This is a genomic window from Neisseria musculi, assembly GCF_014297595.2.
Taxonomy (GTDB): Bacteria; Pseudomonadota; Gammaproteobacteria; order Burkholderiales; family Neisseriaceae; genus Neisseria; species Neisseria musculi.
Map to the genome: position 1 here is coordinate 1,897,202 of NZ_CP060414.2, position 23,371 is coordinate 1,920,572.

The 23,371-nt window shown below is 56.7% G+C and carries 19 protein-coding genes, 2 tRNA genes and 1 pseudogene; 15 read left to right on the forward strand and 7 right to left on the reverse strand.

Translation table 11 applies throughout. The features are described from left to right. The first annotated feature begins 7 nt into the window (after positions 1-7). The 5 genes from H7A79_RS09980 to H7A79_RS10000 all read left to right on the forward strand — a co-directional run bounded on the left by H7A79_RS09980 (position 8) and on the right by H7A79_RS10000 (position 6,075). The gene (locus tag H7A79_RS09980; RefSeq protein ID WP_187001684.1) at positions 8-904 is read left to right on the forward strand and encodes a DMT family transporter; all 897 of its coding nucleotides are present in this window, start codon (positions 8-10) and stop codon (positions 902-904) included. A gap of 11 nt (positions 905-915) precedes the next feature. After that, a complete protein-coding gene (locus H7A79_RS09985) occupies positions 916-1,272 on the forward strand; it encodes a SpoIIAA family protein (RefSeq protein ID WP_135034441.1) in 357 nt (118 codons plus the stop codon). A 751-nt stretch (positions 1,273-2,023) separates the two neighbouring features. Next, a complete protein-coding gene (locus tag H7A79_RS09990; RefSeq protein ID WP_187000144.1) occupies positions 2,024-2,866 on the forward strand; it encodes a crotonase/enoyl-CoA hydratase family protein in 843 nt (280 codons plus the stop codon). An 868-nt stretch (positions 2,867-3,734) separates the two neighbouring features. Next, positions 3,735-5,522, forward strand: coding sequence for a 2-isopropylmalate synthase (locus tag H7A79_RS09995; protein ID WP_187000145.1), 1,788 nt, complete (start codon positions 3,735-3,737; stop codon positions 5,520-5,522). Between the two features lie 391 nt (positions 5,523-5,913). Next, positions 5,914-6,075 (forward strand): hypothetical protein, encoded by a 162-nt coding sequence (locus tag H7A79_RS10000; RefSeq protein ID WP_187000146.1) that lies wholly within the window; start codon positions 5,914-5,916, stop codon positions 6,073-6,075. A 328-nt stretch (positions 6,076-6,403) separates the two neighbouring features. Here H7A79_RS10000 and H7A79_RS10005 read toward each other — a convergent pair whose 3' ends face one another. From H7A79_RS10005 to H7A79_RS10020, 4 genes are all read right to left on the reverse strand, one after another. Further along, the gene (locus H7A79_RS10005; protein ID WP_187000147.1) at positions 6,404-8,194 is read right to left on the reverse strand and encodes an aminopeptidase P family protein; all 1,791 of its coding nucleotides are present in this window, start codon (positions 8,192-8,194) and stop codon (positions 6,404-6,406) included. A 49-nt stretch (positions 8,195-8,243) separates the two neighbouring features. After that, complete coding sequence (locus H7A79_RS10010) at positions 8,244-9,695, reverse strand: oligopeptide:H+ symporter (RefSeq protein ID WP_187000148.1); 1,452 nt, start codon at positions 9,693-9,695, stop codon at positions 8,244-8,246. A gap of 313 nt (positions 9,696-10,008) precedes the next feature. After that, positions 10,009-10,800: a Cof-type HAD-IIB family hydrolase gene (locus H7A79_RS10015; protein ID WP_187000149.1), complete on the reverse strand. Its 792-nt coding sequence runs from the start codon at positions 10,798-10,800 to the stop codon at positions 10,009-10,011. Between the two features lie 466 nt (positions 10,801-11,266). Further along, the gene (locus H7A79_RS10020; RefSeq protein WP_187001685.1) at positions 11,267-12,664 is read right to left on the reverse strand and encodes a 3'-5' exonuclease; all 1,398 of its coding nucleotides are present in this window, start codon (positions 12,662-12,664) and stop codon (positions 11,267-11,269) included. A gap of 103 nt (positions 12,665-12,767) precedes the next feature. Between H7A79_RS10020 and H7A79_RS10025 the strand changes: the two genes are divergently transcribed. Together H7A79_RS10025 and H7A79_RS10030 are read left to right on the forward strand one after the other, a co-directional pair. Next, a tRNA-Arg gene (locus H7A79_RS10025) sits at positions 12,768-12,844 on the forward strand. A gap of 14 nt (positions 12,845-12,858) precedes the next feature. Further along, positions 12,859-12,933, forward strand: a tRNA-Glu gene (locus tag H7A79_RS10030). Between the two features lie 347 nt (positions 12,934-13,280). On the opposite strand, the pseudogene H7A79_RS10035 reads toward H7A79_RS10030, so the two are convergent. Beyond that, positions 13,281-13,680, reverse strand: a pseudogene (locus H7A79_RS10035) (acyl-CoA thioesterase). Between the two features lie 278 nt (positions 13,681-13,958). Between H7A79_RS10035 and fba the strand changes: the two are divergent. The 3 genes from fba to H7A79_RS10050 all read left to right on the forward strand — a co-directional run bounded on the left by fba (position 13,959) and on the right by H7A79_RS10050 (position 16,082). Continuing rightward, positions 13,959-15,023 carry a class II fructose-bisphosphate aldolase gene (fba, locus tag H7A79_RS10040; protein WP_187000150.1) on the forward strand — a complete coding sequence of 355 codons (1,065 nt, stop codon included), beginning with the start codon at positions 13,959-13,961 and terminating at the stop codon, positions 15,021-15,023. Positions 15,024-15,149: 126 nt separating this feature from the next. Beyond that, a complete protein-coding gene (locus tag H7A79_RS10045; protein ID WP_281384898.1) occupies positions 15,150-15,284 on the forward strand; it encodes a hypothetical protein in 135 nt (44 codons plus the stop codon). A 438-nt stretch (positions 15,285-15,722) separates the two neighbouring features. Continuing rightward, a complete protein-coding gene (locus H7A79_RS10050; RefSeq protein ID WP_135034449.1) occupies positions 15,723-16,082 on the forward strand; it encodes an MliC family protein in 360 nt (119 codons plus the stop codon). A gap of 83 nt (positions 16,083-16,165) precedes the next feature. Here H7A79_RS10050 and H7A79_RS10055 read toward each other — a convergent pair whose 3' ends face one another. Then, complete coding sequence (locus H7A79_RS10055) at positions 16,166-16,849, reverse strand: 2,3-diphosphoglycerate-dependent phosphoglycerate mutase (RefSeq protein ID WP_135034450.1); 684 nt, start codon at positions 16,847-16,849, stop codon at positions 16,166-16,168. Between the two features lie 431 nt (positions 16,850-17,280). Here H7A79_RS10055 and betB point away from each other — a divergent pair, with 431 nt between their 5' ends. The 3 genes from betB to betA all read left to right on the forward strand — a co-directional run bounded on the left by betB (position 17,281) and on the right by betA (position 21,479). Further along, on the forward strand, positions 17,281-18,744 hold the full coding sequence (betB, locus tag H7A79_RS10060) for a betaine-aldehyde dehydrogenase (protein ID WP_187000151.1): 1,464 nt from the start codon (positions 17,281-17,283) through the stop codon (positions 18,742-18,744). A gap of 29 nt (positions 18,745-18,773) precedes the next feature. Continuing rightward, entirely contained in the window at positions 18,774-19,304 is a 531-nt protein-coding gene (locus H7A79_RS10065) for a hypothetical protein (protein WP_135034635.1), read from the forward strand. A gap of 480 nt (positions 19,305-19,784) precedes the next feature. Next, positions 19,785-21,479, forward strand: coding sequence for a choline dehydrogenase (gene betA / locus H7A79_RS10070; protein WP_187000152.1), 1,695 nt, complete (start codon positions 19,785-19,787; stop codon positions 21,477-21,479). A gap of 394 nt (positions 21,480-21,873) precedes the next feature. Here the strand turns inward: betA and H7A79_RS10075 are convergent, their stop codons facing one another. Then, the gene (locus tag H7A79_RS10075) at positions 21,874-22,185 is read right to left on the reverse strand and encodes a porin (protein ID WP_187000153.1); all 312 of its coding nucleotides are present in this window, start codon (positions 22,183-22,185) and stop codon (positions 21,874-21,876) included. 48 nt (positions 22,186-22,233) lie between these two features. Here H7A79_RS10075 and H7A79_RS10080 point away from each other — a divergent pair, with 48 nt between their 5' ends. Together H7A79_RS10080 and H7A79_RS10085 are read left to right on the forward strand one after the other, a co-directional pair. Further along, a complete protein-coding gene (locus H7A79_RS10080; protein ID WP_187000154.1) occupies positions 22,234-22,419 on the forward strand; it encodes a hypothetical protein in 186 nt (61 codons plus the stop codon). Positions 22,420-22,452: 33 nt separating this feature from the next. After that, on the forward strand, positions 22,453-23,298 hold the full coding sequence (locus tag H7A79_RS10085) for a carbon-nitrogen hydrolase family protein (RefSeq protein WP_377057793.1): 846 nt from the start codon (positions 22,453-22,455) through the stop codon (positions 23,296-23,298). The last annotated feature ends 73 nt before the right edge of the window (positions 23,299-23,371 follow it).

The window sequence follows — 23,371 nt, forward strand, 5'->3', positions numbered from 1 at the left end:
AACCGTTATGGCTTCTCCCCTTTCCGCTCCCAAAGACCCGCTCGGCTCGGGCTGGATGATTCTGGCCGCCCTCTGCTTCACCCTGATGAATTTCTGGGTGAAAACCGCTTCGCAAACCTTCGGCTTCGGCGCCGGCGAGCTGGTTTTCTGGCGTATGGCTTTTGCCGCGCTGTTTCTCGGCATCACCGCCAAAGTGCAAGGCAAAACTTTCGCCACACCGCATTGGCGTGCACATTTAAACCGCAGCATTTCCGGCACGCTGGGGATGTTTTGCATTTTCTATGCCGTGATGCACCTGCCGCTGGCCACCGGCGTAACGCTGGGCTACACCTCTTCGATTTTTCTGGCGGTGCTGTCGTTTGCCGTATTGAAAGAGCGGGTGTCGGCCTACACGCTGGCGGTGCTGCTGCTGGGCTTTGGCGGCGTGGTGTTGCTGCTCAACCCTTCTTTTCAAAGCGGGCAGGAACCGGCGGCTTTGGTAGGACTGCTTGGCGGCCTCTTGGCGGGCTGGGCTTATCTGCAGGTGCGCGGGCTTTCACTTTTGGGCGAGCCGGGCTGGCGGGTGGTGTTTTATCTCTCGTTAGTCGGCATGGCTTTATCGGCGCTGTGGGCAAGCCTCACCGGCTGGCACCTGCCCACCGCCGCCTCCCTGCCCTCCCTGCTGGGCATCGGCGCATCGGCGCTGGCCGCGCAGCTCTGCCTCACCCGCGCCTATAAAGTCGGCAACACATTCACCGTGGCCTCGCTCTCCTATCTCACCGTGGTGTTTTCTTCGCTGGCAGGCGCTTGGTTTTTGTCCGACAAAATCAGTTGGCAGGAAATGTTGGGAATGGGTATTATTGCGGCAAGCGGTATTTTGAGCAGCATCAAGCCGCCGCAGCGGCGTAAATCCCGACAACACTAAGGAGCAGCATCATGATTTCCATCAGAGAGCAGGCCTATGGTTTGAATGTGGCACTGTATAACGAATTCACGCTGGAAGATTTCTACCAATTCGAGCGCGCCGCTTTGGAATGCACGCAGAAAGTCCACCGCCCCGATATGCTGCTCGATTTAACCATGCTCAAAGATTTCACCATCGATATGGCGGTGGAACAGCTTAAATTTATGCGCCAACACGAAAACGATTTCGGCCGCATCGCCATTGTGGTCGATGATGTTTGGATCAAACTCGGCACCCGCCTCTCCGGGCTGATTACCCAACAGCACCCCAAATATTTTGAAGATACCGCTTCTGCGCAGGCCTGGTTGCAGGAATCGCAGCCGGCATAGCCCGGCAGCAAAGCCAATCAAAATAAAACGGTAAAACGGTGCGGCATTGCCCGTTGCGGCTTCACGCCGAAGCGGCAGTTCCTTTATTTTCGCCGCAATGCCGCAGACAGCATCAAACCATACGGAACCGGCTCTGTTGCCGAAGCGGCAGTTCCTTTATTTTCGCCGCAAGGCCGCAGACAGCATCAAACCATACGGAACCGGCTCTGTTGCCGAAGCGGCGGTAAAACCGTTCTCTTTGTGCTAAGGCGCGAGACCGTAACAGAGATGAAGGGGTAAGATAACCGGCTCCGCGCCATCTGCCGCTTTCGGTTTGCTGCATGGTTTTGCTTTGTTTTACCGCATTTTCAACGACAGGCCGTCTGAAACGCCCGACTATGCTTTCAGACGGCCTGAAACTTTTGCAAAATTCAAAAAACACAAGAAGTTTATCTGCCGTTGTTACCGCACAGGCGGAAAGCCGATTGTTTGCCGCCCAAGTATCTGTTTAAATAATACTGCAATATTTTCATAGATTTCCGCCTGCGCGGTAATGGCAATATTTAAGCCTTTCAGACGGCATTGGGATATTGTTGCAAAGAGTCTCTGCCTGTTTTCCCCTCTGTGAATATGCCGGAACTTTTACCGTTGCCAAACATCAGTAACTGATATAGCGGATCCGCTTTATTCCCGCTGCGGCCTGCCCGCTGCCGAAAATACAGCGGATTCACAATAAACAGGCTGTTACGGCCGGCAACAGCAAAGGAACAGCATGGATAAACATTATCCCCACATGCAGGTCAGCTATGACCCGCAGCACAAAGCCGCCTGGGTGGCGATGGCGGCACAACCCCTGCCGTGCTTCACGCCGGCGCTGCTGCACAGCCTGTTGGCGTATTTCGATGATGTGCGCACCGAAATCGACTCAGGCCGCCGCGAATACCGCTATATTGTCGGCACATCGGGCATACCGGGCGTATATAACCTCGGCGGCGATTTACACCTGTTTGCACAAGCGATTGCGCGCCGCGACCGCAGCACCCTGATGAGCTATGCCGCCGACTGCATCAAAGTATTGTACGAAGTGATGACCCATTTGAACCGGGAGCTGACCACCATCAATCTGGTCGAAGGCGATGCACTGGGCGGCGGTTTCGAGGGCGCACTGGCAGGCAACGTGCTGGTGGCCGAAAAAGGCACGCGCATGGGCTTGCCCGAAGTGCTGTTCAACCTTTTTCCCGGCATGGGCGCGTATTCGATGCTCTCGCGCAAAGCCGGCACGGGCGTGGCAGAAAAAATGATGATGGGCGGCGAAATCTACACCGCCGAACAGCTTTACGAAATGGGTGTGGTGGACATTTTGGCCGAAAAAAACTGCGGTCGGCAGGAAGTGCTGCGCTATATCGAGCGCGCTGAAAAATCCCCCAACAGCCACCGCGCCATGCGCCGGGTAAAAGATTACTGCAACCCCGTTTCCTATCAAGAGCTTGCAGACATCACCGCCATCTGGGTCGATGCCGCGCTCAAGCTGGGCGGGCGCGATTTGCAGGTAATGGCGCATCTGCTGCACAAACAGGGCAATAAATTCGCAAACTCCGCCAATCTGCCAAAATAAATACAAAACGGCAGAACCGGGCGGCAACCGGCCCGCTGTAAAGCAAACGCTGCCATGATGTGAAAACAAGCTGCGGTAAGGCGCAGCCCGCAATCTTCGCAGAGGCCGTCTGAAACCCCAATATTTTCAGACGGCCTCAAATACAGAAAACCCCGGCGTTGTGTACGCTTTCCGTTTTTTGCCTGAAGCGCATTTTAGAATTTTTGAAGCTTGCCGAGCATGCCCAAAGGCGCGGCAACGCCGTGCCTTTCCCAAGCCTGCCCCAAAACCACAAAGCCATTATTTCAGCAGAACAAAGCCGCGCGGCATAGAAAAAAGAAGCAACCCGCCTTTTCCGGCGTTGAGGCCGTCTGAAATGTTCAGACGGCCCCAAACTTGATATTGCGCCCCATACAGAGCGCATTTCTTACCAACGAAAAGCCCTTGCAAACCTATCCCCAGCCGTCTGAAAAACTATACAGCGCGGTTTTTCCCGCCCGCACAGAAATAACGGCAGACAAACTTTTTTGCGGAGCTTGTCCAATTCTGCCCGAGTTATCGGCCTTTCAACCGTATCTATTCCATAAAAACAGGCAGCCGCCCGCCGAAAAGCAGAAACAGGGCGGATAAACGCAAACGGTACAGCAAAGCGGTTAAAGCCATTATTAAGCAGCAGCCATAAACCAATCAAACCGTTAATCGCTATGACTCCAAGCCAAACCCTTCCCAAACGCCGGAAACACCAAGCAAATTAGACAAAAAGTATTATTTATTGGATTATTTTTCAAACGCAAACAAACTTTCTTTAAATTTATTGCCGTTTTGTCTGATTTATGTATAATCGCTACATATCCCACACTACCGAAACAAAATTAGACAAAGGCACCCCATGCAATTAGACATCGACCGCTTAATCGCCTATTTCGGCGGCGTAAACGCCCTGGCCGAAGCCCTGAAAGCACACGATCCCGAAAACGCCGCCAGCACGGCGGCCATCTACAAATGGCGCACCCGCGGTTCGCTGCCGCTGGCGCAGTTGCAAAAACTCACCGCCCTGGCCGAAGCGCAAGGCCGCCCTTTGGATTTGAACGCCTTTTTACAGCAACACACCACCCTGGAGAAACAAACCATGCCCCAAAACAACCGCGTTATCATTTTCGACACCACCCTGCGCGACGGCGAACAGTCGCCCGGTGCCGCCATGAGCAAAGAAGAAAAAGTGCGCATTGCCCGCCAGCTTGAAAAGCTGGGAGTGGATGTGATTGAAGCGGGCTTTGCCGCCGCCAGCCCCGGCGATTTTGAAGCGGTAAACGAAATCGCCAAAACGCTCACCCGCGCCACCGTCTGCTCGCTGGCGCGCGCGGTTGAAAACGACATCCGCAAAGCGGGCGAAGCCGTTGCCCCTGCCGCCAACCGCCGCATCCACACCTTTATCGCCACCAGCCCCATCCACATGGAACACAAGCTGAAAATGAAACCGGCCAAAGTGGTGGAGGCTGCCGTGAAAGCTGTGAAAACCGCCAAAGAATACACCGATGATGTTGAATTTTCGTGCGAAGACGCGCTACGTTCCGAAATCGGCTTTCTCGCCGAAGTCTGCGGCGCGGTGATTGAAGCAGGCGCCACCACCATCAACATTCCCGACACCGTAGGCTATTCGGTTCCCCACAAAACCGAAGAATTTTTCCGCGAGCTGATTGCCAAAACCCCCGGCAGCAGCAAAGTGGTGTGGTCGGCACACTGCCACAACGATTTGGGGCTGGCCGTTGCCAACTCGCTGGCGGCATTGAAAGGCGGCGCGCGCCAGGTAGAATGCACCGTTAACGGTTTGGGCGAGCGCGCCGGCAACGCTGCCATCGAAGAAATCGTAATGGCGCTGAAAACCCGCAGCGATGTTTTCGGCTTGGAAACCGGCATCGACACCACCCAAATCGTGCCTTCTTCCAAACTCGTGTCCACCATAACCGGCTACCCCGTGCAACCCAACAAAGCCATTGTCGGCGCCAACGCTTTCGCGCACGAATCGGGCATCCACCAAGACGGCGTGCTCAAACACCGCGAAACCTACGAAATCATGTCGGCCGAATCGGTGGGCTGGGCGGCCAACCGCCTGAGCCTGGGCAAACTTTCCGGCCGCAACGCCTTTAAAACCAAGCTTGCCGACCTGGGCATCGGGCTGGGCAGCGAAGAGGCCTTAAATGCCGCTTTCGCCCGCTTTAAAGAGCTGGCCGACAAAAAACGCGAAATCTTCGATGAAGACCTGCACGCGCTGGTTTCCGATGAAATGCACAGCCTTGCCCAAGATGCCTATAAATTTGTGTCGCAGCGCATCATCACCGAAACCGGCGAAGAGCCGCGCGCGCAAATCGTATTCAGCGTGAAAGGCGAAGAAAAACAGGCCGAAGCCACCGGCTCAGGCCCCGTAGATGCCATCTTTAAAGCCATCGAAAGCGTGGCAGACAGCGGTGCCGTCCTACAGCTTTATTCGGTGAACGCCGTAACCGAAGGCACCGAGAGCCAGGGCGAAACCAGCGTGCGCCTTGCGCGCGGCGGCCGCGTGGTCAACGGGCAGGGAGCCGACACCGATGTGCTGGCGGCCACCGCCAAAGCCTATCTTTCCGCCCTGAGCAAGCTGGAATTCGGTGCTGCAAAAGTGAAAGCACAAGGCGGTATTTAAACCGCCCGCTGCGCAATCCCGCCCGGCGCACCCACCGCATCACTCCGCTTGCCGACTTTGCCGTGCCTTAAACGGCAACCCCAAACGAGCAGTCATGCCCAAGGCCGTCTGAAACCTCTTTCAGACGGCCTGATATTTTATAACATTTTAAAATATAAACAGAAAAATAAATCAACCGCGCAAATGCCCCCCGGCGGCCATACTCCCGATATTGGCGGCAGACCCGCATGGTTTCGCCACAGGCAGGCCGTCTTCAAAAACCCGGGCTCCGCCATCAACTTTGCAAGCCTGCTGCGCTGCCCCCTGCAAGGCGGGAATCCGGTATGGGAACCGTCAATCATTGTATTTCCATAACTCACGAAATAACGGTCAAACTCCCGCCTGCGCAGGAATGACGGTATCCAAACATTTCAGACGGCTTTTTTCAGACGGCTTTTTAAGAGATTTCTGCAAAAGTATCAGGCCGTCTGAAAGCCTGATTGCAATGGTTTTCAGACGGCCTGATAACGCCCGGCAACGGTTTATGCCGGGCGGGGCTGAATACGATGCTTAAACAACGCTGGCGCGTGCCGCCAGGCTTTAGCCGCGCCCTCCACCGGCGGCGGCAGTTTTCCGCGCACTTGGACGTGATAGCGGTTGAGCCGTTGCCGAAACCGCAGGCTCTAAAAAACAGCAGGCTAAAGGCCGTCTGAACATTTTTTCAGACGGCCTTATTTTATTTTCATCAAGGCATGAAATATTGATTAAAGCAAATTCCAACCTGAACATATCTCCTGCGGCCGTCTGAAATTCTGATTCCGCCTGCTTTCAGACGGCCTAAATGAATTTTGCAAAAGTTTCTGCCTGACAACGGTTATGCGGGTTTGGCGGGTACGCGCGGCTCAAACGGCGGCGGTGCGCGCTTCCAACCAGGCTTTTGCCGCGCCCTCCACCAGCGGCAGCAGTTTTTCGCGCACTTGGGCGTGATAGCGGTTGAGCCATTCGGTTTCGGCAGCCGTCATCAAATCCTTATCCACCAGGCGGGTGTCGATCGGGCACAGGGTAACGGTTTCGAAACACAAAAAGCGGCCGAACGCAGCTTCGGCGGGGTTTTCCACCGGCTGGTTTACCACCAGGTTTTCAATGCGTATGCCCCATTGCTGCGGGCGGTAGAGGCCGGGTTCGTTGGAGCTGAGCATGCCGGCCTTCATGGCATGGCCGGGATTGGGGGCGGCATGATAGGAAATCACCTGCGGCCCTTCATGCACGTTGAGAAAATAGCCCACGCCGTGCCCCGTGCCGTGGCCGTAGTCGCATTGCGCCTGCCACAGCGGTGCGCGGCAAAGGGCATCAATCATCGGTGCGGGAATATTTTCGGGGAACACTGCCTGCGCCAGCGCGATATGGGCTTTGAGCACCAGCGTGAAATCGCGCTTTTGCGCGGCACTCGGCGTGCCGACAGGCATCACGCGGGTAATGTCTGTAGTGCCGCCCTGATATTGGCCGCCTGAATCAATCAGCAAGAGGCCGTTGCCGCCGATAACGGCATGGGCTTCGGGCGTGGCGCTGTAATGCGGCAGCGCGCCGTTGGCGTTGTAGCCGGCAATGGTGTTGAAGCTGGGCGAGACAAAATACGGGCGGCGGCTGCGGTGCGCCAGCAGCAGGGTGTCGATGTCCAACTCGGTAACGGTTTCGCCGTTTGCGAGCTTCTGCTCCAGCTCGGCAAAAAAGCCGCACAGAGCCGCGCCGTCTTGGCGCATGGTTTCACGGATATGGGCGATGTCGGCGGCGGATTTCATCGATTTAAACAGGGTGGAGGGGTTGGTGCTTTCGACCAGCCGCACGCTGTCGGGCAGTTGCGCCAGCGTGCTGACCGCCGTTTTGGCGGGATCAATCAGCAGGCTGCCGTTAATCTGCGACAAGGCGGCCGCCGCTTCATGGTAACCGGCAATATCGATAGCGGCTTCGGCCAATACGGCGCGGGCGGCGGGCGTTAAGGCTTCGGGCGCGGCAAACAGCACGGCCTGATTCTGCCCGATAAGTAAATAAGACAAAAACACGGGATTAAACGGCACATCGCTGCCGCGCAGATTGGTGAGCCAGGCGGTGTCGTCCAACGAAGAAACCAGGTGGTAATCCGCACCTTGCTCTTTCATGGCCGCGCGCACCCGCGCCAGTTTGGCGGCGGCACTTTCGTTCACAAAGACGGCATCGTGCGGGTAAACCGGCGATTGCGGCAAGGCGGCGCGGTTTTCCCAAACGGCGGCGAGAATATCGCCACTGTGAACCAGGCTGATGTTTTTTGCCGCAAACGCGCTTTTCAGACGGCGTTTGGCGGCCAGCGACAGCATATCGGGCGCTATGCCCACGCGGGCGTTTTCGGGCAGGCTCTCGGCCAGGTCTTCCACATGGGTTTTGCCCAAACCGAGTTTTTGCAGGGCGATACCGCTGCCGGCAAGCTGCTGCGCAGCCTGCTCCCAATAGCGGCTGTCTGCCCACAAATCGGCGCTGTCTTTTTTTACCACCAGCGTGCCGGCCGAGCCGGTAAAGCCCGAAACATACACCCGCGCCTGCCAGTGCTGCGGCAGGTATTCCGACAAATGCGGATCGGCCGAAGGGATAATCCACGCATCAAATGATTGTGTGTTCATAGTTTGGCGCAGAGCGGCCAAACGTTGGGAAGGCGTGTTCATACTGAAACTCTCCGAAAAGTGATATTGCTGTGATTCGTCCGGGGCGGTGTCAATCCACGCCTTCAAGCAGGCGGTTCAACACCGGCACCAACACCAGCAGCACCATGCCTGCCGCCAGTCCCACCGTGCCGATCAAGCGGTAAAACGCAGCGGCATTTTCAGCGGTGAAATATTCCTTAAACAATCGTCCTCCCAGAGTAAAGCCCAGTGAAAATGCCAAAAAGGTCAGCGCAACCATCTGGGTTTTGAAGTGGGGCGGCGCGATTTTGGTAGTCAGCGACAAAGAAATCGGCGAAATGAGCAATTCGGCAATGGTAATGCCCAAAATAACCAGTGCAAACACTGCCAGCGGCATAACCGTGCCCGATGTGATAAACGGCACGAAACACCAATACGATACGCCCAGCACAATCACCGACAACGCGAATTTCAACGGCGTTTTCGGCTGTTTTCTGCCCATTTTCGTCCACATTGCCGCCATCAGGCCGGAAAACAGTATCACCCACAAACTTTGCAGCGAATCTTTCCACGCCACGGGTATGGTAAAGCTGCCGATGCTGCGGTCGGCCGTTTCATCGAAATACACCGTAACCGCAGTAAACACTTGGAACCACAGCGCCCAAAAAATACAAATCGCCGCAAACAGCGGGATATAGGCGGTAATATGACGCTTGTTTTGCGCCTCTACGCCCGAGCCACCGAGCAGGCGCACAAAATAAACCAAAGCCGCCAGAATCACCGCAGCCAGCAGCAAGGTTGAAAAATTATCCAAATTGAGCCAACCCGACCATACCGCTGCCAGCAAAACCGCAACCACACCCGCGGCTGCCGCTGCCGCCGCTTTTCCCTTACCTGCGGGCAGCGGAAACGGCGCCGGCGTAGGCGGCAGCGCTTTGCGCCCGTACGCATATTGCAGCAGGCCCAAAGCCATGCCCACTGCTGCCGCCCCGAAGCCGTAATGGAAACCCAGATTGCTTTGCAGCAGGCCGGTCAGCAGCGGGCCCAAAAAACCGCCGATATTGATGGAAATATAAAAAATCGAAAACCCCGCATCGCGCAGCGGGCGCAACTCTTCGCTTTCATACAGCGATCCCACCATCGAACCTGCCGCTGCCTTCACCCCGCCGCTGCCCAGCGCAATCAGCACCAAGCCGCAAAACAAGCCGGCCACACCCGGGATCAAAGCCAGCACGATATGCCCGGCCATGACCATCATGCCCGCATAAAACAGCGTGCGCTCCGCCCCCCACAAACGGTCGGCCAGCCAGCCGCCCAAAATGGTGGAAAGATAAACGCTGCCGCCGTAAGTGCCGACAATACCGCCTGCCGCCGCCTTATCGATGCCCAAACCGCCTTCGGTGGTTTGATAGTAAAGATAGATCAGCAGGATACCCTGCATACCGTAAAACGAAAAACGCTCCCACAGCTCAATCTGAAACAGCGAGGAAAGCTGCCACGGATGCCCGAAAAACTTACGCTCTTTCTCTACAGGTTGATTCATTGCTTTTCTCCTTGAAACGGCTGCACAGCCGATTTGATTCCGTTTTTTTAATTTAGCAGATAATGCCCTTGCAGAACAGTTTGCCTGCGGGCGGATTCGGCCGTCTGAAACACCGGCAGACCTGCTTTGTTTTTCAGCGTGCCAACCATCCCGTGCACCTTCTGCCCTCATGCCGGAGCACCATACCACGGGCACAGCGGCACCGGAAACGGCACCGGGCCGTTTGAAAAACGGTTTCAGACGGCCAATCCCCGCCGCACCTTCGGCGGTTCCAACGCCCGCGCCCCGACCGCTTCTGCCCGGCATAGCGGCACTAGATAATCCCCAGCGATTTCAATCCGCTATACACGCCGTCTTCTTCTACTGTCGGGCAGATATAATCCGCCGCCGCTTTCAAATCAGGATGGCCGTTGCCCATTGCCACGCCAAACCCCACGGCTTTTATCATTTCTATATCGTTCAAACCGTCGCCGAACGCCATCACTTCCCGCATATCGATGCCCAACCCTGCCGCCGCCGCGCGGATACCGCGCGCTTTCGAACCCTCTATATCGAGTATATCCACCGCCGATTCGTGCCAGCGCACGGTTCTGCAACCGTGTTCCGCCGCTGCGGCCGCCATCTCGGCTTCACGCCCGGCAGCATAAAAACCGAGCATTTGAAACACTTCGTTGCGGCGGTAAAAATCTTTGTCCACAGGGTGATCGGGCAAAATATGCGCCATCGCCCCTTCCACCGCAGGCACGGACTCGGACACGGCGATGGTGTGGTCGGCCACAAACGCATAAGCAATTCCTTCGCGGTCGAAATAAGCACACAATGCTTCAACCTTGGCGGTTTCCAGCGGATATTTTTGCAGCACTTCGCCGCGATAGCGGACAAACTGACCGTTAATGGTGAGCAGCAAATCCATACCGGCCTCTGCCGCCAACGCGCGCACCTTGGCGGGCATGGCGGCATACGGGCGGCCGGTGGCAATGGCGGTGAGGATGCCGCGCGCCTTCAACGCTTTCACGGCCTCCGCCACCGATGGGCGCAGCGTGTCGGTGTATTTGCGGTAAAGCGTATCATCGATATCGAAAAAGATGATTTTGGGAGTTTGCATAGCATTTCTTTCTGAATAATGTCCGCAGGCTGCCGAAAACTGCCGGCATCGCGATACACCGCGCCCGTTTGCCCTCGGCAGCGATCGCGCGGATAAGGCCGTCTGAAAACGGCCGGAGCCGATATGGCCTGCTTTATTTCTGTTACAGTGTACCGGCCTTGTCTCAAAGAAAAAGGTTTTACAGGCCGCTGAAGCCGCAGCGGAACCGGCTCCACCATACCCGCACCGCCCACAGCCTGCTTTGTGCCGAAACAAAGGCATTCACTATACTTTTCCGTTGCCGGGCAAAACACGGCAGACCTCGGGCTGGTTCGCCTCAGCCGGCGGCTTCACAACCACCCGCCCACTGTTTGTGTCTGCCGCCCGATGCCTTGCCGTGGTTTCATCGAGCCGGCCATGCTGCCTTTTCAGACGGCCGCAGCATCCGAGTGTCGGAAAACGTGAAAAAATCAACAGTACAATCTTTTCAGACGGCCTCCAACACCTTCACCGCCGCCCCGCCCTGCTTGAATTTGGCTTTCAACAGCGGCGGCAGGGTTTCATCAAAATACCACCGGCCGCCGGGCAAGGCCAGCGCACCGCCTTCGCAGCGCAGCACCGCCGACCGCCCCGACAGGCAATCGGTTTCCACGATTTCGATTTTGCACGACCTTCCCCACCCCGCCACCGGCAGCCGCCCCGCCAGCAGCGCAATACGGTTGTTTTGCGCCTCGATGCCGCCCGCCGCGGCACAGCCGCCATCGCAGCACCCTGCCTCCTGCAGCGGACACGGCACGCCTTTGGCATGGGTTTGCGGCAGAATATCAAGCGGCAACGGACACAAACCGTGCGCCTGCGCCCATTGCACCAATGCACGCTTGGCCGCTTTTTTGTGCACAAACAAACCATTGGGCGGATTCTGCCTGCCGCCCTGCACCAACGGCACCACCCGCGCCTGCAAGCGCGCCTGCCCGTCCGGCACAAACTCAACCGTGAAATAACCGCCGGCGCTTTCAGACGGCCGGATGCCGTATTGTTCCGCCAATTGCACTTTCAGCCACAGCGCATGGAGCGGCCCCACCGCCGGGATAAAATCCAAACCGCCGGTTTCCGACACCAACGGCCGGTTTCTTTCAAGATGCAGCATCATCGCCACTTCGGCAAATGCCTTCTCATGCACGCAAACCTCCAGCGCACGCCCCCAGCCGTCCCGCCAAACCGACACGCCCGGGGCATCGGGCAGCGCATAAATCTGCTCCGCCAAACCCGCATTCAGCCAAACCGGCAGCAGCTTTGGATTCATCAGCTCTCGGCAATGGTTTTCCCATTCTGCGCCTTTTTCGGCCAAACTGGCTTCCAAAAAATCGGCCAACGCCAACACATCGGCCAACGCACGGTGGCGGTTGGCCGCCGAAATGCCGAAACGCTCGATAATGCTGTCAAGATTATGCTTGTGAAACTGAGGATACAGGCGGCGCGACAATTTCACGCTGCACAAAGCCGGCGCGGCAAAATCCACGCCCGCACGCCGGAACTCATGGCAAAGAAAGGTGTAGTCGAAGCGGCTGTTGTGCGCCACCAGCAGCGAACCGCGCAACAGCGGCAACAGCTCGCCCGCCAAATCGGCAAACGCCGGCGCAGCGGTCACCATCTCATTGCTGATGCCGGTGAGGCGGGTGATAAACGCCGAAACCGACCGTTGCGGATTCACCAGCCGCTCATACCGCTCTGCCCTACCGTTTTCAAAACGCAGCAGCGCCACCTCGGTGATGCGGTCCTCAAACAGATTGCCGCCGGTCGATTCGACATCCACCACAACCACCGGCACACCCAAACGGTCGAAACACGCCGCCAGCAGCGGCCAACGATTAGAGGCTAGCGCCATCATATTTCCGATTAAATTCAAATAACAGCCCGCTATTTTACACTTTTTCGCCAGCAATCGCTTGACAGCATTAACAGGCATTCATATAATACAAATCTTCCACGCACCCGTAGCTCAGTTGGATAGAGTATCTGGCTACGAACCAGAGGGTCGGGCGTTCGAATCGCTCCGGGTGCGCCACAGTTTATTTATCCGCGCCCATCGTCTAGCGGTTAGGACATCGCCCTTTCACGGCGGTAACCGGGGTTCGATTCCCCGTGGGCGTGCCATACAACCGAAGCCCTTGAAATATTCAAGGGCTTCGGCTTTTTCTACTCCCCGGCCGTACAGGCCGTCTGAAACCATTTTTCAGACGGCCTGTGAATTTTCAACTCAATCAAAACACTGTTCAGACTGCAGGAATCTTTCGAAAAATATCTTCAGGCCGTCTGAAAAGTTTAAACTCCCGCCCAAGTGGGCATACAGATGAAAATATTAATGTATTGCTTAAACAAATGTTTAAATGTTTAGATGCTCCCTAGATTCCCATCTGCACAGGAATGACGGAGGTTAAGCATTTTCAGACGGCCTTAAAGTAGTTTCACAAAGGTTTCGGCTGCACATATTGCAACCCAAATCAAAACACCTTTTCAGACGGCCGCAATATCCCTCCCAACCTTTCGGGCAGGCGGCAGACTTTCTGCGCGGCATAGTCGAAACACGCCATGCCCGTCTGCACTTTGGCAATACTGGAACCATCGCTTTCGCGGCTGATGTGGTAAAGCAGTGCAAAACCGCTGCGGCCGACATCTGCCGCGCCCATTTCCACCGCCGCATCCGTCATAATCAGCCCGACCCCGCCCGCATCCAACTCGCTGAAACCGTGCAGCACAAGCCGGCGCAAACGGCATTCATGACACAAACGCAACACCGCATCATTTAGACAAATGACCGCCGTAATTAATATCGCCGATTTGCACCGTTATGCCGGTGCGGAACAAAGCCGCTTCGGGCAAAGGCAGATGAATACACGGCATAACCCCTTCCTTAAGAAACAACCGCTTCAACCATTGCAAAGCCGCCGGCAGCCACACGATAACGACACGGCCTGCCTTCCTGAGGCTATGCGGCATTCCGTGATTCTAAGCGATTCCCCAAACAAACCGGCCGTACCGGCGCATACCTGCAGCACCGCCCCTGCCTGACGCAACTTTTTATTCAAACGGCTTGTTTTTGTTGTCGCGTGTAGTTTTCTGAGCGAACCTGATATAATCCGCCCGTTATCCAATATTTCACCCCAATCCGGAGGATGTTTATGGCACTCGTATCCATGCGCCAACTGCTTGATCATGCGGCTGAAAACAGCTACGGCCTGCCCGCTTTCAATGTAAACAATCTCGAACAGATGCGTGCGATTATGGAGGCCGCCGACCAGGTAAACGCACCCGTTATCGTACAGGCCAGCGCAGGTGCGCGCAAATATGCCGGCGCGCCGTTTCTGCGCCACCTGATTTTGGCCGCCGTTGAAGAGTTTCCGCACATTCCCGTGGTGATGCACCAAGACCACGGCACATCACCCGATGTGTGCCAACGCTCCATCCAACTGGGCTTCAGCTCGGTAATGATGGACGGTTCGCTGCTCGAAGACGGCAAAACCCCGTCCAGCTACGAATATAATGCCGAAGTAACCCGCAAAGTGGTGGAATTTTCCCATGCCTGCGGCGTGTCGGTCGAAGGCGAAATCGGCGTTTTAGGCAATTTGGAAACCGGCGAAGCCGGCGAAGAAGACGGCGTGGGTGCCGCCGGCAAGCTTTCCCACGAACAAATGCTCACCAGCGTGGAAGACGCCGCCCGTTTCGTGCGCGACACCGGCGTGGACGCGCTGGCGATTGCCATCGGCACCAGCCACGGGGCCTACAAATTCACCCGCCCGCCCACCGGCGATGTGCTGCGTATCGACCGCATCAAAGAAATCCACGCCGCCCTGCCCAACACCCATATCGTGATGCACGGCTCCAGCTCGGTGCCGCAGGAATGGCTGCAAACCATCAACGAATACGGCGGCAACATCGGCGAAACCTACGGCGTGCCGGTGGCGGAAATTGTGGAAGGCATCAAACACGGCGTGCGCAAAGTCAATATCGACACCGATTTGCGCCTGGCCTCCACCGGAGCCATCCGCAAATTTATGGTCGAGCACCCCGCCGAATTCGACCCGCGCAAATATCTGGCCAAAACCGTAGAAGCCATGAAGCAGATCTGCATCGACCGCTACACCGCTTTCGGCTGCGAAGGGCAGGCAGATAAAATCAAGCCCGTATCATTGGAAAAAATGGCCGTGAAATACGCCAAAGGCGAGCTGAACCAAATCGTAAAATAACGCCGCTCCCAAAGACAGAATACCGAGGCCGTCTGAATGTTCAGACGGCCTTTATGCCCGCCATCCGTCAGGCAGACACCAAGCCTGCTTTGTAAAAACAACGGTGAAAAACGCCGAGCCTGACGCTTGATAATTGGAACAGGCATCGCGGGCATAATCGGGCGTTTCACCGTGCTGTGTATGCAATTCGGCGTATTGCGGTTCCAACCCCGTCAAATCGCAGAAGCGGCGGCCGACACCCCGCGCCCCGCCGCCCGATAGGGCGCACATCGTTTGTTGTTACGCTCTATAAATCCCGTCTGAAAAAACAACGGCCGTCTGAAAATCTTTCAAACGGCCTTGATAATTGCCTGATCTCCCAACGTCTGCATATTATATAGTGAACCTACTGCGTTTCCATGACTGCGTTGCCGCGGCTCAACCCAAAGCAAACACTTTTACCGGCCGCCCAGGCAACAAAACCGGTTTCATGCCGCCCATACCCTCTGCGCTGGCTGCGGCTTGTTTTGTATCGAAAATGAAGCAAGATGCACCATAGTCGGCAAAAAGCCACATTGCCGCGTTCAAAAGTAAATTCACGTTAAACGGCATTGCCGCCCAAGCCGGCATTGATTAGCATCATTTACGGCAAAGCCGCCGTTGCAGCTTTGCCGGATTCACCAATTACACACTGATTCACTTTACTCAAGGAAAATACCCATGAAAACCAGATTCTGCCTGCTTGCTTCTACCGCACTGATGCTTGCCGCCTGCGCCGCCCCCAACACCCCCGAGCCTATGGAAAACAACCGCAGCAACCATGCACAAAGTATGCGCTACTCATGTGAAAACGGCTTGTCCGTTTCGGTGCGCCAACTGGGTACCGAGCGCATCGCACTGCAACTGAACGACAAAACCACCGTGATGGATCATGCCGTTTCAGGCTCCGGAGTACGTTATGTGAGCAAAAGCGGGCTGTTTGGTTCGGGCGCCCAATGGCATGAAAAAAACGGCACCGCCATCTTCAACTTCACCGACCCCTACGGCAATAAAGTAGAAACCGTTTGCAACGCATCATAAAAACTTCCGGCACTTCAATTCCAGCAGGCCGTCTGAAAGCCTTTCAGACGGCCTTTGGCATGGCAGTGCTTTATCCCGCGGGCTTATAGGTAGAATTTTTCAACCACTTTCAAATTATCATCGAGTTTATACACCAACGGTTGCCCGGTGGGGATTTCCAAACCCATAATGTCGTCATCTGAGATGCCTTCGATGTGTTTGGCCAGCGCGCGCAGTGAGTTGCCGTGGGCGGCCACCAAAACGCGTTTGCCGCCCAAAATAGCGGGAGCGATTCGGTCTTCCCAAAAAGGCAGCACGCGCTCCAGGGTTACTTTCAGGTTTTCGCCGTTGGGAACCACATCGGCCGGCAGCTCGGCATAGCGGCGGTCGTTGTGGGCGGAAAATTCATCGCTCGGGTCGAGTAGCGGCGGCAGGGTGTCGTAGCTGCGCCGCCAAATGTGCACCTGCTCATCGCCGTATTTTTCGGCAGTTTGTTTTTTGTCCAAACCCTGCAATTGACCGTAATGGCGTTCGTTCAAACGCCAGCTTTTTACCTGCGGCACCCAAAGTTGGCCGCTCTCTTCCAGCACGATATTGCAGGTTTTGATGGCTCGGGTTAATACCGAAGTGAAGGCGATGTCAAACAAATAGCCTTTCTCTTTGAGCTTTTTGCCGGCAGCGGCGGCTTCGGCCAAGCCCTGCTCGCTCAGCTTTACATCGCGCCAGCCGGTAAACAGGTTTTTGGCGTTCCATTCGCTTTGGCCGTGGCGGATAAATACTAATTCCATGTGTCTGCTCCAAATAACGGTGTTAAAAACCTGCTTTATAACATATTTTACTGCGGTCGTTGCGTGAAGCCGCTGCGGTTTTGACCGATATTAAACCCGATTCGCTTAACTTTCTTTAATGCGCGCTGCTGAGGCTTGCCGTGCGTAACGTCAATCTGCCCGGTTTCCGCCCCGCATTGCCGCATTTTGGCTTGAGGGGCGGTTTGACAAACCGCCCGACCGGCAACACAGCCGGCCGCTACCGTCTGCACGGCCTGCCGCCCGGTGCCGCAACAAAGCAGATGCGCCATTGTGCCTGCGTCCGGCCTTTATCTTCCAAACCAACCCGCTTCAGGATAAGCCTTTTTCAGACGGCCTGAACCTTTTATTGCGCAGGCCGTCTGAAAATATGTTAGTTTAACAACCCAAACCCATTTTCATAAGGACTGCCCATGCCCACGCTCACCGCCTACATCAACGGTGCCCGCACCGCCGCAAACCCCGCTGCCGAAACCTTTGCCGACATCAACCCCGCCAACGGTGAAACGCTCGCCCTCGTGCAGCAGAGTACGGCCGAAGAAATCGAAGCGGCAGTGGCTTCTGCCGCAGCGGGGCAGAAAATTTGGGCGTCGATGACGGCGGCAGAACGCAGCCGCATTCTTTTAAACGCCGTGGCAATACTGCGCGGGCGCAATGACGAGCTGGCGCGCATCGAAACGCTCGACACCGGCAAGCCTCTGAGCGAAACCCGGTATGTGGATATCGTTACCGGTGCCGATGTGATCGAATATTATGCCGGTTTGGCGCAGGCACTCGAAGGCCGCCAGATTCCGCTGCGCGAAAACGCGTTTGCCTACACGCGCCAAGAGCCGTTAGGCGTGGTGGCGGGCATCGGCGCGTGGAACTACCCGATTCAAATCGCCATGTGGAAAGCTGCGCCCGCGCTGGCGGCCGGCAACGCAATGGTGTTCAAACCCAGTGAAATCACGCCGATGGGCACGCTGAAGCTGGCGGAAATCTTCACCGAGGCCGGCCTGCCCGGCGGCGTGTTCAATGTGGTGCAGGGAGATTGGCGTGTGGGCGAAGCCTTGAGTACACACCCCGAAATCGCCAAAGTGTCGTTCACCGGCGGCGTGGCCACCGGCAAAAAAGTGATGGCGCAGGCGGCATCGTCTTCTTTGAAAGACATCACTATGGAGCTGGGCGGCAAATCACCGCTGATTATCTGCGAAGATGCCGATTTGGGCTTGGCGGCAGACATCGCGCTGGCGGCGAATTTTTACAGCTCCGGCCAAGTGTGCACCAACGGCACGCGCGTGTTTGTACCCGCCGGGCTGAAGGCGGATTTCGAAGCCGCCGTGCTGGAGCGGGTGGCACGCATCCGCATCGGCAACCCGCTAAACGAGAATGTGAATTTCGGCCCGCTAGCAAGTTTTGCCCACATGGAAAAAGTGCTTGCCTACATTGAACAAGGCAAAGCCGAAGGCGCGCGCCTGATTGCAGGCGGCGGCCGTCTGAAAGAAAACGGCCTCTCCGAAGGCGCCTATGTCGCCCCCACCGTGTTTACCGACTGCACCGATGAAATGACCATCTGCCGCGAAGAAATCTTCGGCCCGGTGATGGGCATTCTGACCTACGGCAGCGAAGAAGAAGTGGTGGCGCGCGCGAATCACACCGGCTACGGGCTGGCCGCCGGCGTGGTATCACCCAACCTCCAACGCGCCCACCGCATCATCGGCAGATTGCAGGCCGGCATCTGCTGGATCAACGCTTGGGGCGAATCACCCGCGCAAATGCCGGTGGGCGGCTACAAACAATCGGGCATCGGCCGCGAAAACGGCGTGCAGACCCTGATGCACTACACCCAAACCAAATCGGTACTGGTGGAGCTTGGGGATTTCCAACCGGTGTTTTAAGGCCGTCTGAAAAATATCAAGGAGCAACGATGGACTTAGGCAGCCTGGGAGAATGGTTAAACGCCCTGATTGCCGCCTGCGCCTTATTTTTGGCATGGCAGGCAGGCAAACAGGCCAAACAGCTTTATCAAAACGACAGGCGTAGGGAGCGGGAGCAGCAAGCCCTGCGGCAAAAACAGGATGCAGTCAGATTTTCGGTGTGGATTGCCGCCGAAAAAGGCAAAATCTATTCATGGGGCATCGTGCTCAATAATGTTTCGGAGCGGCCGCTGTATAACCTGGTGGTTTGCGGCGATTATGCCGGCAAGCACGGGGAGCGTGTGCCGTTTGCTTACAGCGAAACCCGTCTTTTGCCGCCCGGCCGCTTTTTTATTCCGAAAAACTGCGATGATACCCTGCCCTATGCGTTTAAATACCCCGAAATCTACGATGAAAATAAGATACAGCCCTTATTGGTAACCAAAAAACACCGCATCATCAGCGTTTCGTTTACCGACAGCGACGGCCTGCAATGGCAGGCAGACGACAAAGGCAATCTGCAGAGAACCAACCCGACATAACGCAAAACCGCAACGCGCCGGTTTGCTGCTCCAACGTTTTCAGACGGCCTCTAAGCCGACACAGAGCCTGCTTAGGCCGTCTGAAAACATGATGCACCGTTTCTGTATCTGAAACGGCACGGAATCTGAAACGGCACGGAATATCCGCCAACCCGCCCTACCACTGTGGGAAGCGGCCTGTTTTTTGCCCTGCCGGAAAAAGCAGGCAAAAAAGCGGCGGCGGCAACCGCTCCGCAATGCGGACAGCACCGCACAACGTGATTTTGCCGGGCGTGCAAACCCGATGTGCAAGCCCGCAACGCTTTACGCTACTTAGACAAGCGCACGCCTTTATCCGCCAAAACCATACCGTGCTTGGCTGTTGCAGCAGATTCCGCAGATTCAGGCACAGCCGTTCCGACAAAACAGCCGTTCAAACATTTTGACTGACGGCCCGGCCGCACCGAAAGGCCGTCTGAAAAACAAAAAAAAGGATTTTCGATGACCCACTCCCTCAAACCCGCCTACGACTACATCATCATCGGCGCCGGCAGCGCGGGCTGCGTTCTGACCGCCCGCCTGACCGAAGACGAAAACGTGTCCGTGCTGCTCCTGGAGGCCGGCCTGCCCGACTACCGCCTCGACTTCCGCACCCAAATGCCCGCCGCACTGGCCATGCCGCTGCAGGGCACCACCTACAACTGGGGCTACCAAACCGAGCCCGAGCCGTTTATGAACCACCGCATCATGGATTGCGGGCGCGGCAAAGGCTTGGGCGGTTCATCGCTGATTAACGGCATGTGCTATATCCGCGGCAACGCGCTCGACTTCGACCACTGGGCGCAAAAGCCCGGCCTGGCCGATTGGACTTATCACGACTGCCTGCCCTATTTCAAAAAAGCCGAACACCGCGATGCGGGCGAAAACGCTTATCACGGCAGCAGCGGGCCGATACACGTTACCACCGCCAAACCGGGCGCAAACCCGCTGTTTGAAGCTATGATTCAGGCCGGCGCGGATGCCGGCTACCCGCGCACCGATGATTTGAACGGCTATCAGCAGGAAGGCTTCGGCCCGATGGACCGCTTCGTAACCCCCAACGGCCGCCGCGCCTCTGCCGCGCGCGGTTATCTCGATATGGCGCGCCACCGAGAGCGACTCACCATACTCACCGGCACACTAACCGATGTGGTGCTGTTTGACGGCAAACGCGCGCGCGGCGTGCGCTTTCAACATCAGGGCCGTCTGAAAACGGTTGAAGCGCAGCGCGAAGTGATGGTGTGCGCCGGCGCCATTGCCTCGCCGCAGATTCTGCAACGCAGCGGCATCGGCCCCGGCTCATGGCTCAAAGAGGCCGGCGTGGCCGAAATACTCGACCTGCCCGGCGTGGGCAGCAACCTGCAAGACCATCTCGAGCTATACATACAATACGAATGCAGAGAGCCGGTTTCCATCGCGCCCGCCACCCGTTGGTGGAACCAACCCGCCATCGGCGCCGAATGGCTGTTTTGCGGCACTGGTTTGGGTGCCACCAACCATTTTGAAGGCGGCGGTTTTATCCGCAGCCACGAAAAATTTGCCTGGCCGAATATCCAATACCACTTTCTGCCAATTGCCGTGCGCTATGACGGCCGCAACGCCAGCAAAGCCCACAGTTTCCAGGCGCACGTCGGCTCGATGCGCTCGCCCAGCCGCGGCCGCGTGAAACTCAAATCGGCCGATCCTGCCGAACATCCGAGCATTCTTTTCAATTACATGAGCCACAATCAAGATTGGGAAGAGTTCCGCGCCGCCATCCGCATCACCCGCGAAATCATCAGCCAGCCCGCACTCGACCGTTACCGCGGCGCGGCGATTACGCCGTCTGAAAGCCTGCAAAGCGATGCCGAACTGGACGAATATGTGCGCAACCATGCCGAAACCGCCTACCACCCTTCCTGCACCTGCGCGATGGGCGAAGGCAACGAAGCGGTAACCGACGGTGAAGGCCGCGTACACGGCATCACCGGCCTGCGCGTGGTCGATGCCTCGATTATGCCCGACATCATCACCGGCAACCTCAACGCCGCCACCATTATGCTGGCCGAGAAAATCGCCGACAAAATCCGCGGCCGCGCCCCGCTGCCCAAGTCGGACGCGCCTTATTACCGTGCCGATGGCGCGCCGGTGCGCGGCGAACCGAAACGCGGCGGATAACGCAAGCAGGCCGAAACCGCCGCAAGCCGCTTTAGCCGTCTGAACACACCTGCATCATGCCCGGGCTTGGCCCGGATGTTTCGCTGTTTCAAAAGAAACGGAGCCTTTGCAACATCCGTTCAGGCCGTCTGAAAAACCTATTTCCCGCCATGCCCGCGCAGGAGAAAACCGAATCTTTTAAAAATCAAATGTTTTTGATTGCAATATTCTGTGAAAAATAAAATCAAACACCGCCTGCGTGGAAATGGCGACAGTGGGATATTTCAGACGGCCTGAATGAGTTTGGCAACGGTTTCGAAACAACAGATACGCGGATACGGCGGGCATAAACCATACAGGCTGTCTGAACGTTTTCAGACGGCCTGTATGGTTCGAAACCGTTCCGCTATCTTGCTCAATTCGGTATATTCAGCCCGCCGCCTGCCTTCTTCTCGCGGAAATAGTCGCGCATCGAGCCGCTGCTGCCGGCCGGCGCCTCCTGCTCGAATTTCCACACCGCATTGGTTGCGCCCCCGCCTATCGGGTGCAAACCGCTCAAGCCGATATAGCTGCCGAAATCGCTTACCGAAGCGCGGCTGCGGCTCTCGCTGCCTGTTTTGGTTTGCGACACTTCCACACCGCTGCGGATATTGCCGTAGAGCCGCACTTGCGCCGCCGCCACCGCCGGCAGCAGTGCCGCCAGCAGCCAAACCGTTGTTCTGTTCATGATTACACCTTTATCGCTCATCCGTTAAAATCAACACAGGGCGGCAGCTTGCCGCCCATACACGCCATACACACCGTTTCTATTGCCGTTTCAGCGGCCGGCAAAACCGCTCTCTGCCAGCCCAAGCAAGCCGCCGCCGTGATGGTTTCCAATAAGCTGCCGAGACTCCCCTTTGTTTCCGCCGCCAAGCCAAGCCGCGGCGGAAATGCAGAAAACCCGCCGTATCGGGTGTAAAAAGTGTAACAGATAGGCGGTAAATAAATCATAATGAACGCAAAGCCGCCCGGCCGTCTGAAACAGGAGACTCCCATGCACACTCTGCGCGCCGCCGCCGTCCAAATGGTATCCGGCACCCGTCCCGAAGAAAACATCCGCACCATGCAGCGTTTGGTGGAAAAAGCCGCCGATGCCGGCGCCGACTGGGTTGTATTGCCCGAATACTGGCCGCTGATGGGCGCCGGTGATGCCGATAAGCTCGCTGTGGCCGAGCCTTTGGGCAACGGCGTTTTTCAGACGGCCTTAAGCGAAACTGCCAAACAAAACCGTGTGGTGCTCTTCGGCGGCACGGTTCCGCTGCAAAGCCCCGACCCGGATAAAGTGTTCAACACCCTGCCGGTTTACGGCCGCAACGGCGAATGTATCGGCATTTATCACAAAATGCATCTGTTTGGCTATTCGGGTTTGGGCGAACGCTATGCCGAAGCCGACACCATTTCGGCCGGCGCAGGCGTGCCGCATTTCAGCGCAGACGGCATCAATGTGGCTGCAGGCGTGTGTTACGACCTGCGTTTTCCCGAATTTTTCCGCGCCCAACTGCCGTTTGAAGTGATGGTATTGCCCGCCGCCTTCACCTACACCACCGGCAAAGCGCACTGGGAGCTGCTGCTGCGCGCCCGCGCCGTTGAAAACCAATGCTATGTTATTGCCTCTGCGCAAGGCGGCACACACGAAAACGGGCGGCGCACCTTCGGCCACAGCATGATTATCGACCCGTGGGGCGGTATTCTCGATGTTTTGCCCGAAGGCGAAGGCATGGTAACGGCCGAGATTGATGCCCGCCGCCTGCAAAGCGTGCGCACCCGCCTGCCTGCGTTGGCGCACCGCCGCCTGTAAATGCCGGGCTATCAGGCCAAACCCGCATATGGCGCAGGTGTTGGCAAGATAGCGATAGATTCTGCTCCGCATA

What these genes read in the sequence shown, in the direction of transcription:
- H7A79_RS09980 (WP_187001684.1), top strand. Translation starts at nt 8, where the DNA reads ATGGCTTCTCCCCTTTCCGCTCCCAAAGACCCGCTCGGCTCGGGCTGG.
- H7A79_RS09985 (WP_135034441.1), top strand. Translation starts at nt 916, where the DNA reads ATGATTTCCATCAGAGAGCAGGCCTATGGTTTGAATGTGGCACTGTAT.
- H7A79_RS09990 (WP_187000144.1), top strand. Translation starts at nt 2,024, where the DNA reads ATGGATAAACATTATCCCCACATGCAGGTCAGCTATGACCCGCAGCAC.
- H7A79_RS09995 (WP_187000145.1), top strand. Translation starts at nt 3,735, where the DNA reads ATGCAATTAGACATCGACCGCTTAATCGCCTATTTCGGCGGCGTAAAC.
- H7A79_RS10000 (WP_187000146.1), top strand. Translation starts at nt 5,914, where the DNA reads ATGACGGTATCCAAACATTTCAGACGGCTTTTTTCAGACGGCTTTTTA.
- H7A79_RS10005 (WP_187000147.1), bottom strand. Translation starts at nt 8,194, where the DNA reads ATGAACACGCCTTCCCAACGTTTGGCCGCTCTGCGCCAAACTATGAAC.
- H7A79_RS10010 (WP_187000148.1), bottom strand. Translation starts at nt 9,695, where the DNA reads ATGAATCAACCTGTAGAGAAAGAGCGTAAGTTTTTCGGGCATCCGTGG.
- H7A79_RS10015 (WP_187000149.1), bottom strand. Translation starts at nt 10,800, where the DNA reads ATGCAAACTCCCAAAATCATCTTTTTCGATATCGATGATACGCTTTAC.
- H7A79_RS10020 (WP_187001685.1), bottom strand. Translation starts at nt 12,664, where the DNA reads ATGGCGCTAGCCTCTAATCGTTGGCCGCTGCTGGCGGCGTGTTTCGAC.
- fba (WP_187000150.1), top strand. Translation starts at nt 13,959, where the DNA reads ATGGCACTCGTATCCATGCGCCAACTGCTTGATCATGCGGCTGAAAAC.
- H7A79_RS10050 (WP_135034449.1), top strand. Translation starts at nt 15,723, where the DNA reads ATGAAAACCAGATTCTGCCTGCTTGCTTCTACCGCACTGATGCTTGCC.
- H7A79_RS10055 (WP_135034450.1), bottom strand. Translation starts at nt 16,849, where the DNA reads ATGGAATTAGTATTTATCCGCCACGGCCAAAGCGAATGGAACGCCAAA.
- betB (WP_187000151.1), top strand. Translation starts at nt 17,281, where the DNA reads ATGCCCACGCTCACCGCCTACATCAACGGTGCCCGCACCGCCGCAAAC.
- H7A79_RS10065 (WP_135034635.1), top strand. Translation starts at nt 18,774, where the DNA reads ATGGACTTAGGCAGCCTGGGAGAATGGTTAAACGCCCTGATTGCCGCC.
- betA (WP_187000152.1), top strand. Translation starts at nt 19,785, where the DNA reads ATGACCCACTCCCTCAAACCCGCCTACGACTACATCATCATCGGCGCC.
- H7A79_RS10075 (WP_187000153.1), bottom strand. Translation starts at nt 22,185, where the DNA reads ATGAACAGAACAACGGTTTGGCTGCTGGCGGCACTGCTGCCGGCGGTG.
- H7A79_RS10085 (WP_377057793.1), top strand. Translation starts at nt 22,453, where the DNA reads ATGAACGCAAAGCCGCCCGGCCGTCTGAAACAGGAGACTCCCATGCAC.